Source organism: Pseudomonas sp. NCIMB 10586, assembly GCF_023127895.1.
Classification (GTDB): Bacteria; Pseudomonadota; Gammaproteobacteria; order Pseudomonadales; family Pseudomonadaceae; genus Aquipseudomonas; species Aquipseudomonas synxantha_A.
The window spans coordinates 43,275-56,115 of the sequence record NZ_SPKQ01000010.1; the positions used below are offsets into that span (position 1 = coordinate 43,275).

General features: G+C 60.3%; 12 protein-coding genes. 9 read left to right on the top strand and 3 right to left on the bottom strand.

Annotation, left to right across the window (positions count from 1 at the left end; genetic code table 11):
- The 8 genes from E4P01_RS05440 (at window position 1) to E4P01_RS05475 (ending at window position 7,207) form a co-directional block, all read left to right on the top strand.
- Complete coding sequence (locus E4P01_RS05440) at window positions 1–1,044, top strand: inosamine-phosphate amidinotransferase 1 (protein ID WP_216090379.1); 1,044 nt, start codon at window positions 1–3, stop codon at window positions 1,042–1,044.
- Window positions 1,045–1,057: 13 nt separating this feature from the next.
- Window positions 1,058–1,681, top strand: a complete 624-nt coding sequence (locus E4P01_RS05445) for a LysE family translocator (protein ID WP_032881200.1) — start codon at window positions 1,058–1,060, stop codon at window positions 1,679–1,681.
- Window positions 1,682–1,770: 89 nt separating this feature from the next.
- Entirely contained in the window at window positions 1,771–3,612 is a 1,842-nt protein-coding gene (locus E4P01_RS05450) for a carbamoyltransferase (protein ID WP_005791895.1), read from the top strand.
- Between the two features lie 31 nt (window positions 3,613–3,643).
- The gene (locus E4P01_RS05455; protein ID WP_005791897.1) at window positions 3,644–3,787 is read left to right on the top strand and encodes a hypothetical protein; all 144 of its coding nucleotides are present in this window, start codon (window positions 3,644–3,646) and stop codon (window positions 3,785–3,787) included.
- A gap of 26 nt (window positions 3,788–3,813) precedes the next feature.
- On the top strand, window positions 3,814–5,133 hold the full coding sequence (locus E4P01_RS05460) for an aspartate aminotransferase family protein (protein ID WP_078822461.1): 1,320 nt from the start codon (window positions 3,814–3,816) through the stop codon (window positions 5,131–5,133).
- 60 nt (window positions 5,134–5,193) lie between these two features.
- On the top strand, window positions 5,194–5,802 hold the full coding sequence (locus tag E4P01_RS05465; RefSeq protein ID WP_177464533.1) for a formyltransferase family protein: 609 nt from the start codon (window positions 5,194–5,196) through the stop codon (window positions 5,800–5,802).
- Between the two features lie 77 nt (window positions 5,803–5,879).
- Window positions 5,880–6,509, top strand: a complete 630-nt coding sequence (locus E4P01_RS05470; RefSeq protein WP_005791901.1) for a LysE family translocator — start codon at window positions 5,880–5,882, stop codon at window positions 6,507–6,509.
- Between the two features lie 86 nt (window positions 6,510–6,595).
- Complete coding sequence (locus E4P01_RS05475; RefSeq protein ID WP_032879215.1) at window positions 6,596–7,207, top strand: LysE family translocator; 612 nt, start codon at window positions 6,596–6,598, stop codon at window positions 7,205–7,207.
- 105 nt (window positions 7,208–7,312) lie between these two features.
- Here the strand turns inward: E4P01_RS05475 and E4P01_RS05480 are convergent, their stop codons facing one another.
- Together E4P01_RS05480 and E4P01_RS05485 are read right to left on the bottom strand one after the other, a co-directional pair.
- Window positions 7,313–7,843, bottom strand: coding sequence for a single-stranded DNA-binding protein (locus E4P01_RS05480; RefSeq protein WP_216090380.1), 531 nt, complete (start codon window positions 7,841–7,843; stop codon window positions 7,313–7,315).
- Window positions 7,844–7,852: 9 nt separating this feature from the next.
- On the bottom strand, window positions 7,853–9,247 hold the full coding sequence (locus E4P01_RS05485; protein ID WP_005791905.1) for an MFS transporter: 1,395 nt from the start codon (window positions 9,245–9,247) through the stop codon (window positions 7,853–7,855).
- 178 nt (window positions 9,248–9,425) lie between these two features.
- Here E4P01_RS05485 and uvrA point away from each other — a divergent pair, with 178 nt between their 5' ends.
- Window positions 9,426–12,260 (top strand): excinuclease ABC subunit UvrA, encoded by a 2,835-nt coding sequence (uvrA, locus tag E4P01_RS05490; RefSeq protein WP_248129938.1) that lies wholly within the window; start codon window positions 9,426–9,428, stop codon window positions 12,258–12,260.
- A 66-nt stretch (window positions 12,261–12,326) separates the two neighbouring features.
- Here uvrA and bfr read toward each other — a convergent pair whose 3' ends face one another.
- Window positions 12,327–12,791 carry a bacterioferritin gene (gene bfr / locus E4P01_RS05495; protein ID WP_032879213.1) on the bottom strand — a complete coding sequence of 155 codons (465 nt, stop codon included), beginning with the start codon at window positions 12,789–12,791 and terminating at the stop codon, window positions 12,327–12,329.
- Between the last annotated feature and the right edge of the window lie 50 nt (window positions 12,792–12,841).

Consider the following 12,841-nt stretch of genomic DNA (forward strand, 5'->3'; position numbering starts at 1 on the left):
ATGTCTTTGGTAGAAGTGCATAACGAATGGGACCCCCTCGAGGAAATGATCGTGGGTATTGCCCATGGCGCTCGCGTGCCGCGGCCGGACAAGGGCCTGTTCGCCATCGACTACAGCGAGCACCACGACTCGCCCAATGAGATTCCGTCAGGGCCTTACCCCGAACAACTGGTTGAAGAAGCACAGGAAGACCTGGACGCCTTTGCCGCCTTCCTGGTCGGCCATGGGGTGACCGTGCGCCGGCCCAAAGAGACTTATCACGCGGCACTGTTCGGCACCGGCGACTGGAAGACCGACGGCGAATACAACTACTGCCCAAGGGACGTTCTGCTGCCGATCGGCAAAACCATCATTGAAGCGCCGATGGCCTTGCGCAGCCGTTACTTCGAACCTTTTGCCTACCGCGAACACCTGCAGGCGTACTTCGCCAGCGGCGCCAACTGGATTTCCGCGCCCAAGCCGGAACTGCCCGACAGTACCTACCGGGTCAACCCGCGCGAGGGCTCGATCATCGCCAACGATGAGCCGATTTTCGATGCCGCCAACGTGCTGCGCATGGGCCGCGACATTCTTTACCTGGTGTCGCGCAGCGGTAACCGCATGGGCTACGAGTGGCTCAAGCGCGTGCTCGGCGACCAATATCGCGTGCACGCCCTCAGCGGGTTCTACGACGGTACGCACCTGGACACCACCATCACCCTGGTGCGTCCAGGGCTGGTGGTGTTGAACCCCGAACGCATCGGCAAGGATCAGGTGCCCGAAGTGTTCAAGCACTGGGACATCATCTGGGCCCCCGACATGGTGGACACCGGTTACTGCTGGTCGTACCCGCGTGCCTCTATCTGGCAGGGCATGAACTTCATCATGGTCAACCCGTCGCTGGCGGTGATCAATGACCAGCAAGTGCCGCTGATTCGCGCACTGGAAAAACACGGCATCGATGTGGCACCGCTGAAGATGCGCCACGCGCGCAGTCTGAGCGGCGGTTTCCATTGTGTGTCCGTGGACGTTCGTCGACAGGGCACGCTGGAAGATTACCGTTGAGCAGGGCATGACCATGCAGGCACTGGATTACTACTCGATCGTGCTGTTCGTGATTGCCACCTGTGTCACGCCAGGCCCGAACAACGTGATGTTGATGTCGTCCGGGGCCAATTTCGGCATCGGCCGTACCTTGCGCCATGTGGCCGGTATCAACATCGGCTTTCCGCTGATGCTGGTGGCGGTCGGGTTGGGGGCCGGGGCGGTGTTCCGCCAGTACCCGTGGTTGCATGACGGCTTGCAGGTGGTCGGCGCGTTGTACCTGTTGTTCCTGGCGTATCAGATTGCCAGTGCCCCCACCACCGATCTGGGTGACCAATCAGGCAAGCCTTTGGGGTTCACCGCTGCGGCGCTGTTCCAGTGGGTCAACCCGAAAGCCTGGGTGATGGCGGTGGGCGCAGTGCTGGCCTACACCTCGCCCTTGGGCTCGTACACGGTGCAGGTGTTTCTGATTGCGCTGTTGTTTTTTGTATTCGGTTCACCGTGTTCGATGGTCTGGGTGTTTTTCGGGCAGTACCTGCGGCGCTTCCTGACCCAGCCACAACGTTTGAAGGCGTTCAATATCACCATGAGCCTGGTGCTCGTGGTGTCCTTGATCCCGGTTCTACGAAGCCTGCCATTCGCGCAATGGTGGTCTTGATACGCAGAGAAGGTTGCCTACACGCCAGCAGTTCGATTGGCGCAGGCGACTCCATGGATTGGCGGAATGTGATGAGGATGCACAGTTAAATGGCTAATTATGTTTTAGGGATTTCTGCCTTCTACCACGACAGTGCTGCCGCCCTGGTCAAGGACGGCGTGCCCGTCGCTGCTGCCCAGGAAGAGCGCTTCACCCGCGTGCGCCACGACCCGGCGTTCCCGGCCCAGGCGATTGCCTATTGCCTGGACGCCGAGGGCATCAGCCTGGATGACCTGGAGGCGGTGGTTTATTACGAAGACCCCCAGGAAAAATTCTCCCGGGTGATTTCGTCGTTTGCCAGCGGCGGCATCGGCGGCGCACGTACGTTCATCAATGCGATGCCGGAATGGATTCGCTGGAAGTGGAACGTGCTCAAGTTCGTCGACGAGCAACTCGAAATCCTGGGCCGGGGCAAGGCGCCGCGCACCCAGGCCTCCCAGCATCACCGCTCCCACGCGGCGGCGGCGTTTTACCCGTCACCGTTCAAGAACGCGGCGGTGTTGTGCATCGACGGCATCGGCGAATGGCATTCGACCACGATCTGGCACGGCCAGGGCACCAATCTTGAACTGAAAAACTCGATTTCCTACCCCCATTCGGTGGGTTTGCTGTATTCGGCCATGACCTACTATTGCGGGTTCAAGGTCGACTCAGGGGAATACAAGCTGATGGGCCTGGCGCCCTATGGCCAGCCGATCTACGCCGACAAGATTCGCGACGAGCTGATCAATATCCGCGAGGACGGCTCGTTCACCCTGAACATGAAGTACTTCGAGTACCTGCGCGGTGAGCGCATGGTCGGCGAAGCGTTTGAAGAGTTGTTCGGTGGGCCGATCCGTCAACCCGAAAGCCCGATCTCACAGCGTGAGTGCGACCTGGCCGCGTCGATTCAAAAAGTCACCGAGGAAGTGGTGCTGGGCCTGGCCACTGCCGCGGTCAAGCAGACCGGCGAGCGCAATCTGTGCCTGGCCGGTGGCGTAGCCTTGAACTGCGTGGCCAACGGCGTGCTCAGCCGCTCGGGGCGCTTTGATTCGATCTGGATCCAGCCGGCGGCCGGTGATGCCGGTTGCGCCCTGGGGGCGGCGTTGGACTTTGCCGTCAAGCACAGCGGTCGTCCGCACCTGGAAGGTGGCAAGTCTGATGCCATGAGCGGCAGCCTGCTGGGGCCGGGCTTTGGCGACGAAGAAATCGCCCGCTTCCTGCTGGAAAACCACTACCCCTTCACCCGCTATGACGACGCCGGGCTGTATGACCAGGTTGCCAGTCGCTTGGCCGAGGGCGCGGTGGTGGGCTGGTTCCAGGGGCGCATGGAGTTTGGCCCACGAGCCTTGGGCGCGCGTTCGATTCTCGGCGATGCACGCAACCCCGAGATGCAGCGCACCATGAACCTGAAGATCAAATACCGCGAGTCGTTCCGCCCGTTTGCCCCGGCCGTGCTGGCCGAGGACGCCGGCAACTATTTCGATATCTGCGAAAAAAGCCCTTACATGCTGATGGTCGCGCCGGTCACCGACTCGATCAAATCCCAGCAGTCGCGGCAAGAAGGCGGCCCGGAGCGCGGGCTGGGCAGTATCAACAATATTCGCTCGCAATTGCCGGCGGTGACCCACGTCGACCTGTCGGCACGGGTGCAAACGGTGACCGAGGAAAACAACGCACCGTTCACCTACCTGCTGCGCAGTTTCAAGGAACGCACGGGGTGCTCGGTGCTGGTCAATACCTCGTTCAACGTGCGCGGTGAGCCCATCGTGTGCAAACCCGAGGAAGCGTACGCCTGCTTCATGCGCACCGAAATGGACGTACTGGTTTTGGGCCGTTACGTGCTGGAACGCCCCGGCCAACCGGCCTTCGTCGAGGCTGTGGACTGGCGCAGCGAGATCCCGCTGGATTGATCCTTACCTTTAACTCAATGGAGCTTTTACCGTGCTGAGATTTCTTGCGTTTCTGATGTTTATCGTCGTGTTGCTGCCCATCGGGCTGACGCGTTCGGTGTTTCACTCTTCCCGTTTCGGCCGGCGCTTTCACCAGGCGCCGACAGCCTGGGATCACGCTGTGAGTAAACGGTAACGCCCATTGCCTGAGGAACTGCGCCCATGTCAAAAGTGATCTACAAGAACCTCAACAGCTCACCGATCCTGGCGGTCGGCGGGAGTGGGGTTTGGCTTGAGGATGCAACGGGCAAACGCTACCTCGACACCTGCGGCGGTGTCGCAGTGTCGAGCCTGGGCCATGGGCACCCGCGGATCGCCGCGGCATTCGAGCGCGAAGCGAAGAAACTGGCCTGGGCCCATGCGGGCAGCTTCACCACCGCTGCCGCCGAGGAGCTCGCTGAGCGCCTGGTGGCAGCCAGTGGCGGCCTGGCGCGTGCGCAGTTCTTGTCCGGCGGCTCGGAGGTGATGGAGCTGGCGATGAAAATCGCTTACCAGTACCAGTGCGAGCGCGGCTTGCCCGACAAATCAGTGTTCATTTCCCGCCAACAGAGCTATCACGGCAGCACACTGGGCACCTTGAGCATCTCCGGCAACCCGCAGCGCCAGTCGGTATTCGGTCGACTATTTGCACCCGCCGAGTTCGTCTCCCCCTGCTACGCCTACCGTGATCAACGGCCCGACGAAAGCCAGGAGCAGTACGCCACGCGCCTGGCCGATGAACTGGACGCCAAGATTCGTAGCCTGGGCAGTGAGAACGTCGCGGCGTTCTTTGCCGAGACCGTAGTGGGCTCCACCAACGGCGCGGTGCCTGCGGTGCCCGGTTATTTTCGCAAGATCAAGGCGGTGTGCGAGCGCCACGATGTGCTGCTGGTCCTTGATGAGGTGATGGCCGGCATGGGGCGTACCGGGCAGCTGTTCGCCTATACCGACGACGGCATCGTGCCCGACATGGTCGCGGTCGGCAAAGGCCTGGCGGCGGGTTACATGCCGATCTCGGCGCTGTTGATCAGTGACCGGGTGCATTCGGTGATGGCCCGTGGCTCGGGTGTACTGGGCAACGGCCAAACCCATGTCAACCACCCGCTGGCCTGCGCCATTGCCCTGGAGGTACAGCAAGTCATCGTCGAAGAAGACCTGCTGACGCAAGTGCGCCAACGAGGTGAGCAACTGCGCACTTGGCTCAGGGAAAGCCTGGCTGACCTGGATATCGTTGGCGATGTGCGCGGGCGCGGATTGTTCGTGGGCGTCGAGTTTGTCGAGAGCCGTTCCACCAAGGCGCCATTCAGAGGCGGCGGCGCCTATGCCGCGGCCCTCAAGCAAGAGGCGCTGCAACGCGGCCTGCTGATTTATCCCGGCAGCGGCACAGTGCAAGGCACACAAGGCAATCATGTGCTGTTCGCACCGCCGTTTATCACCAGCGAAGGGGAACTGGGGCAAATGGTCGAGCGCTTCAATGCAGTGGTCAGGGCTGTCGCGTACTAGCGATCGAGCGGGCTTACCGGGGGACGGTCGTTGTCACCCACATTAGCTGGAAAGGGAGAAATGAAGATGCAGACGATCGAACCATGCAAGGACAAAGTCCTGCTGTCGGTGTGCACTATGGACTGGTGTGATCACGGCGTGGAATTCGCCAAGACCGTGTTCTCCAACCTCGAGGTGTTTTGCTGGGACCCGGGCGATCCCTACCCTTATCACCTGGATGATTGGGAAGGCGACTGGATCATCTCCTACCGTGGCGACTTCATCTTCCCGCAGAGCATCTACAAGAATGCCCGCAAAGGCGCGATCAACCTGCACCCGGCGCCCCCCAAATATCGGGGCCTGGGCAGCCAGCATTACGCGATCTACTACAACGATGAAACCTACGGTTCGACCTGCCATCACCTGGCCCCTTCGGTGGACAGCGGGCAGATCATCGATGTGGCGCGCTTCAACGTCGCGCCCGCCGAGACGGCTTCCTCGCTGCGCCTGCACGTGGGCGCCTATTGCCTGCAGCAGTTCATTCACCTGCTCACCGACTACATCCTGCAGGGGCGGCCATTGCCGGTTTCGCCGGAAAATTGGGGCGAGCGCCTGTACAAGCAATCGGAACTCAAGCCCTGGATGGAGAAGATTCGCGCCCAAGAGCCGGATCATCGTTGCTTCAAGTAGCTTTTTTGACCATCACTTCAAGCCGCGGTGGCTTGGGGTGCTCACTGCGCGCTGGCGCCACGGGTATGAGTGCACCTATGTTTGAGTTTTCAAGTTTTGCAGCGGCACTGGGGGTCTACGTGATCGGCACCGCCAGCCCGGGCCCAGGCAACCTGGCCATCGCCAACACCTCCTTGAACTACGGGCGCACACCGGGCCTGGCGCTGGCGGCGGGGGTTATTTCCGGGTCGTTGTGCTGGGGCGCGATGACCGCTGCCGGCGTGTCGGCGCTGTTAATGTCCAACACCCAGATCATCCTGTGGCTGAAGGTGTTCGGCGCCTGCTACCTGTTCTTCCTGGCCTGGAAGTCGGTGCGCAGTGCGCTGGCGCATAACGCCACGACGGTGGCCAAAGCGCGAGCAAAACAGACGCGCAACCTGGGCTTCTATCTACAAGGGTTGGGCATTCACCTGACCAACCCCAAGGCGGCCTTGACCTGGTTCACCGTGACCACAGTGGGGCTGAGCGTCAACGCACCGGCATGGGCGAGTTTTGTGCTGGTGGCGGCCTGTGCGTTGTTGGGTTTCCTGATTTTCTGCACCTACGCCCTGGCGTTTTCCGCCCATTCGGCAGAACCTTTTTTTGCCCGGACCCGCAAGTCCTTCGGGCTGATTTGCGCAGCGTTCTACTCGATGGTTGCCATCGGCTTTCTCAGTTCGTTGCTCTGACTCCAACTTTAAGTGGCCTCCGTACACCTGTAACCGCGAAACCCGAGTGGCAGGTGACGTGCTAAGGCCCGTTCCAGGAAAAAACCATGTCCTTGTCGTTTGATTTGATGCTGGCGTTTGCTTTATTTGCGTTTGTCACGTCCGTCACCCCGGGCCCCAATAACGCCATGCTGCTGGCCTCAGGGGTCAATTTCGGCTTCCAGCGCACCATCCCGCATATCCTGGGCATCAGCTCCGGATTCCTGGTGCTGGTATTGGCGGTGGGGCTTGGGCTGGGCGCGGCGTTTACCGCCTATCCGGTGCTCTACACCATCCTGCGCTACGCGGGCGCGGCTTACTTGCTGTACCTGGCGTGGAACATCGCCCGTTCGGGCCCGGCATCCGAAGACACTGAAGGTAAAGGCAAGCCTCTGGGGTTCTGGGGCGCGGCGGCGTTTCAATGGGTCAATCCCAAGGCGTGGGTGATGGCAATCGGTGCAATCAGCACCTACACACCGTTGCAGGGCTACACCATGAACGTGGTGATCATCGCTACGGTGTTCGCCCTGATCAATGCGCCGAGCGTGGGGGTTTGGGCAGGATTCGGCAGTGTGTTGCGCAACGTGCTGCGCAACCCGCGCTGGTTACGCGTGTTCAACTTCGGCATGGCGGCGTTGCTGGTGATATCGCTGTATCCGTTGCTGCAGCAGACGAGCTGAGTTCCGGCGCTGTATTTTTTGCACCACCAAGATCTGCGCTCATAAAAAAAGCGAAGCCAAATCAATGGCTTCGCTTTTTTGGATTACGTTCTGAAAAGCTGAGGGTCAGAACGGAATATCGTCATCAAAGCTGTCGAAATCCTGAGCCGGTTGCGGCGCAGCCTGTTGTGGCGCAGCCTGTTGTGGCGCTGGACGCGACTCACGCTGTGGCTGCTGGGTTGGCTGTGGACGCGACTGCTGTGGACGCGGTGCCGAGTTGGACATGCCGCCCTGGCCCTGTTGGTCGCCCTGTGGACGGCCGCCCAGCAATTGCATGGTGCCTTGCATGTCGACCACGATTTCGGTGGTGTAACGCTTGATGCCGTCTTTTTCCCACTCGCGGGTTTGCAGTTTGCCTTCGATGTAGACCTGCGAACCTTTGCGCAGATATTCGCCGGCAATCTCAGCGACCTTGCCGAACATCGACACGCGGTGCCATTCGGTTTTCTCGACCTTCTGGCCGGTCTGCTTGTCGGTCCACTGTTCGCTGGTCGCCAGACTCAGGTTGGTCACGGCATTACCGTTAGGCAAGTAGCGAACTTCGGGATCCTGGCCGCAAGTACCGACCAATATGACTTTGTTAACCCCACGGGCCATAACGTTCTCCTAGGCTGGGCGCGCTGTCGGCACTGGGTTGACCAGTTGCTCGAGCGTCGCGCGATCCAATAATTCGGTGTCCAATTTGATGTAAATGGCCGCCTCTTCAGCGACCACGACTGCATCCGTTACCCCTACGACGGCCTTCAGGCGCTCTACCAGACCAGCCTCGCGGATCGCCTCGGGCGATAGCGGCAAACGCAGACTTGTGACGTAGGGAGGTTCGCGCATGGTAACAGCAAAGACCAGCCAAAGTGCAGCCAGCCCGGCGCATCCGAGGAAGACAACCGACAAACCGCCATGCTGGAACATCCAGCCACCCATGATGCCGCCCAACGCCGAGCCAAGGAACTGGCTGGTGGAGTACACCCCCATCGCCGTGCCCTTGCCGCCAGCCGGTGAAACTTTACTGATCAGCGACGGCAGCGAAGCTTCCAGCAGGTTGAACGCGGTGAAAAACACCACCGTACCGATGACCAGTGCCCGCAGGCTATCGCCGAACTGCCAGAAGAATAGTTCAGTGAGCATCAATGTCGCGACGGCGCCGAGTAAAACTCGTTTCATTTTGCGTTTCTTCTCGCCATAGATGATGAACGGGATCATGGCGAAGAACGAAATCAGCAGCGCGGTGAGGTAGACCCACCAATGCTGCTCCTTGGGCAGGCCGGCTTTTTCCACCAGGGCCAGGGGCAAGGCGACGAAGCTGCACATCAGCATTGCGTGTAATACGAAGATACCTAAATCCAGGCGCAGCAGGTCCGGGTGCTTGAGCGTCGGCAGCAGCGCCTGACGTGCGACGCCCGATTCTCGGTGCTGCAGCGTGCCGGTAGAGCGCGGCACCATAAAGGCTACGATCACAATCCCGACCAGGGCCAGGCCGCCAGTGGCCAGAAACAACCCGTGCAGACCAAAAGCGCTCGTCAGCAACGGGCCGACCACCATGGCCACGGCGAACGACAGACCGATGGTCATGCCGATCATGGCCATGGCCTTGGTGCGGTGCTGTTCTCGGGTCAGGTCCGACAGTAAGGCCATGACCGCGGCGGAAATCGCCCCGGCGCCTTGCAGGATGCGTCCGGCAATCACGCCCCAGATTGAATCGGACTGGGCCGCAAGCACACTGCCAAGGGCGAACACGATCAAGCCAAGATAAATCACCGGGCGACGGCCAATGCGGTCGGAAATAATCCCGAACGGGATCTGAAAAATCGCCTGGGTCAGGCCATAGGCGCCAATCGCCAGGCCGATCAACGCGGGGGTAGCGCCTGCGAGATCCATTCCATAGGTCGCCAGCACCGGCAACACCATAAACATGCCCAGCATACGGAAGGCGAACACCAGGGCCAGACCGCTTGCCGCTCGGGTCTCGCCGCTACTCATGCGTTCGCTGTGGGGATCGTGCATGGAAAAACCTCGTGTGAACCGGCGGCGATTCTACCAGTCCCATCGATTGAGAGGGTATATGCGGCGCTTTGCCGCGCAGCTTTCATCTAAGGCTGCAAGCGGCCTTTTGACAGTGTATATTCATCCAGTCTTTAGCCGTATACTCCGGCATTATTTACGCCCGCCGTGCGAGGCCATCTTGGACAAGATCCTGATTCGTGGGGCTAGAACCCACAACCTGAAGAACATCGACCTGACCCTGCCCCGGGACAAACTGATCGTCATCACCGGCTTGTCCGGCTCCGGCAAGTCGTCCCTGGCGTTCGACACGCTATATGCCGAAGGTCAGCGTCGCTATGTGGAATCCCTGTCGGCCTATGCCCGGCAATTCCTGTCGATGATGGAAAAGCCCGACGTCGACACCATCGAAGGCTTGTCGCCGGCCATTTCCATCGAGCAGAAGTCGACCTCCCACAACCCGCGTTCCACCGTGGGCACCATTACCGAAATCTACGACTACCTGCGCCTGCTGTATGCGCGCGTGGGTATTCCGCGCTGCCCGGACCACGATATTCCCCTGGAAGCCCAGACCGTCAGCCAGATGGTCGACCTGGTACTGGCCCAGCCGGAAGGCGCCAAGCTGATGCTGCTGGCGCCCGTCATCCGCGAGCGCAAGGGCGAGCACCTTTCGGTCTTCGAAGAGCTGCGCGCCCAGGGTTTTGTACGTGCGCGCATCAACGGCAAGCTCTATGAGCTGGATGAAGCGCCCAAACTCGACAAGCAGAAAAAGCATTCCATTGATGTGGTGGTCGACCGCTTCAAGGTACGCGCCGACCTGCAGCAGCGTTTGGCGGAATCGTTCGAGACCGCGCTGAAGCTGGCCGACGGCATTGCCCTGGTGGCGCCGATGGATGACGAGCCGGGCGAAGAGATCATCTTCTCCGCGCGCTTCGCCTGCCCAATCTGTGGGCACGCCATCAGCGAACTGGAGCCCAAGCTGTTTTCCTTCAACAACCCAGCCGGCGCCTGCCCGACGTGCGATGGCCTGGGCGTGAAGCAGTTCTTCGATATCAAGCGCCTGGTCAATGGCGACCTGACCCTGGCCGAGGGGGCGATACGCGGCTGGGACCGGCGTAACGTCTACTATTTCCAGATGCTCGGGTCATTGGCCTCGCACTACAAGTTCAGCCTGGAAGTGCCGTTCAACCAGCTGCCGGCAGACCAGCAGAAGGTCATTCTGCATGGCAGCGGCTCGCAGAATGTCGACTTCAAGTACCTGAACGACCGTGGCGACATCGTCAAGCGCTCCCACCCGTTCGAAGGCATCGTGCCGAACCTGGAACGTCGCTACCGCGAGACCGAATCGGCAAGTGTGCGTGAAGAACTGGCAAAGTTCCTCAGCACACAGCCTTGCCCGGATTGCCGTGGCACACGCCTGCGCCGTGAAGCGCGGCATGTGTGGGTGGGCGAAAAAACGTTGCCGGCAGTGACTAACCTGCCAATCGGCGATGCGTGTGAATATTTTGGTGTCCTCAAGCTCACCGGGCGTCGTGGGGAAATTGCCGACAAGATCCTCAAGGAAATTCGCGAGCGCCTGCAGTTCCTGGTCAACGTTGGCCTGGACTACCTGTCACTGGACCGCAGCGCCGATACCTTGTCGGGCGGTGAAGCACAGCGGATCCGGCTGGCCAGCCAGATCGGTGCGGGCCTTGTTGGCGTGCTGTATATCCTCGACGAACCGTCGATTGGCTTGCACCAACGGGATAACGATCGCCTGCTCGGCACGTTGAAACACCTGCGGGACATCGGCAATACCGTGATTGTGGTCGAGCACGATGAAGATGCCATCCGCCTGGCGGACTACGTGGTCGATATCGGCCCGGGCGCAGGTGTGCATGGCGGACATATCGTTGCCGAGGGCACGCCTGCCGAAGTGATGGCGCATCCTGATTCGTTGACCGGCAAGTACCTGTCTGGCCGGGTGAAGATCGAAGTGCCCGCCAAGCGTACGCCGCGTAACAAAAAGATGGCACTGCATCTCAAGGGCGCGCGCGGCAACAACCTGCGCAATGTCGACCTGGAGATTCCGCTGGGCCTGCTGACCTGTGTGACCGGTGTTTCCGGTTCGGGCAAGTCGACGCTGATCAACAACACGCTGTTCCCACTCAGTGCCACCGCGCTGAACGGCGCGACCACCCTGGAAGCGGCGGCGCACGACAGCATCAAGGGCCTGGAGCACCTGGACAAGGTGGTCGATATCGACCAAAGCCCGATTGGGCGTACCCCACGCTCCAACCCGGCCACCTACACCGGGCTGTTTACACCGATCCGCGAGCTGTTCGCGGGTGTACCCGAGTCCCGCTCGCGCGGCTATGGACCTGGGCGGTTCTCGTTCAACGTCAAGGGCGGGCGCTGTGAGGCCTGCCAGGGCGATGGCTTGATCAAGGTGGAGATGCATTTTCTGCCGGACATCTACGTGCCGTGCGACGTGTGCAAAAGCAAGCGCTACAACCGCGAAACCCTTGAGATCAAGTACAAGGGCAAGAGCATCCACGAAACCCTGGAAATGACCATCGAGGAAGCTCGCGAGTTCTTCGACGCAGTGCCGGCGTTGGCGCGCAAGCTGCAAACGCTGATGGATGTGGGCTTGTCGTACATCAAGCTGGGGCAATCGGCGACTACGCTGTCAGATGGCGAGGCACAACGGGTCAAGCTGTCTCGCGAGCTGTCCAAGCGCGATACCGGCAAAACCTTGTACATCCTCGATGAACCGACCACCGGTCTGCACTTCGCGGATATCCAGCAATTGCTGGACGTGCTGCACCGCCTGCGAGACCACGGCAATACCGTGGTGGTAATCGAGCACAACCTTGATGTGATCAAGACCGCTGACTGGCTGGTGGACCTTGGGCCGGAAGGTGGTTCCAAGGGTGGCCAGATCATCGCAGTGGGTACGCCGGAGCAAGTTTGCGAAATGCCACAGTCGCACACCGGTTACTACTTGAAACCGTTGCTGGCGCGCGACCGGGCCTGACTTTTTCTAGCCCAATAAAAAGCCCCTGTCACTTTGCGGTGACGGGGGCTTTTTTACAGCTGGGAATCAGAACTGCGATTGCAGGTAATTCTCCAGGCCAATCAACTTGATCAGGCCCAACTGTTTTTCCAACCAGTAGGTGTGATCTTCTTCGGTGTCGGCCAACTGCACGCGCAGAATTTCCCGGGTGACGTAGTCGTTGTGCAGCTCGCAAAGTTCGATGCCCTTGCAGAGCGCAGCACGAACTTTGTACTCGAGGCGAAGGTCGGCAGCGAGCATGTCCGGTACCGTGGTCCCCACATCGAGATCATCAGGACGCATACGCGGCGTGCCTTCGAGCATCAGGATACGTCGCATCAGTGCGTCGGCGTGCTGTGCCTCTTCTTCCATCTCATGGTTGATACGCTCGTAGAGCTCGGTAAAGCCCCAGTCTTCGTACATGCGCGAATGGATGAAATATTGGTCACGAGCTGCCAGTTCGCCCGTCAGCAACGTGTTGAGGTAATCGATTACGTCGGGGTGACCTTGCATCGCCCTACATCTCCCTGCTTGAAAGACTGTAGTTTGAACCATGATGACTT

What these genes read in the sequence shown, in the direction of transcription:
- E4P01_RS05475 (WP_032879215.1), top strand. Translation starts at nt 6,596, where the DNA reads ATGTCCTTGTCGTTTGATTTGATGCTGGCGTTTGCTTTATTTGCGTTT.
- E4P01_RS05450 (WP_005791895.1), top strand. Translation starts at nt 1,771, where the DNA reads ATGGCTAATTATGTTTTAGGGATTTCTGCCTTCTACCACGACAGTGCT.
- bfr (WP_032879213.1), bottom strand. Translation starts at nt 12,791, where the DNA reads ATGCAAGGTCACCCCGACGTAATCGATTACCTCAACACGTTGCTGACG.
- E4P01_RS05485 (WP_005791905.1), bottom strand. Translation starts at nt 9,247, where the DNA reads ATGCACGATCCCCACAGCGAACGCATGAGTAGCGGCGAGACCCGAGCG.
- E4P01_RS05440 (WP_216090379.1), top strand. Translation starts at nt 1, where the DNA reads ATGTCTTTGGTAGAAGTGCATAACGAATGGGACCCCCTCGAGGAAATG.
- E4P01_RS05465 (WP_177464533.1), top strand. Translation starts at nt 5,194, where the DNA reads ATGAAGATGCAGACGATCGAACCATGCAAGGACAAAGTCCTGCTGTCG.
- E4P01_RS05470 (WP_005791901.1), top strand. Translation starts at nt 5,880, where the DNA reads ATGTTTGAGTTTTCAAGTTTTGCAGCGGCACTGGGGGTCTACGTGATC.
- E4P01_RS05460 (WP_078822461.1), top strand. Translation starts at nt 3,814, where the DNA reads ATGTCAAAAGTGATCTACAAGAACCTCAACAGCTCACCGATCCTGGCG.
- E4P01_RS05480 (WP_216090380.1), bottom strand. Translation starts at nt 7,843, where the DNA reads ATGGCCCGTGGGGTTAACAAAGTCATATTGGTCGGTACTTGCGGCCAG.
- E4P01_RS05445 (WP_032881200.1), top strand. Translation starts at nt 1,058, where the DNA reads ATGCAGGCACTGGATTACTACTCGATCGTGCTGTTCGTGATTGCCACC.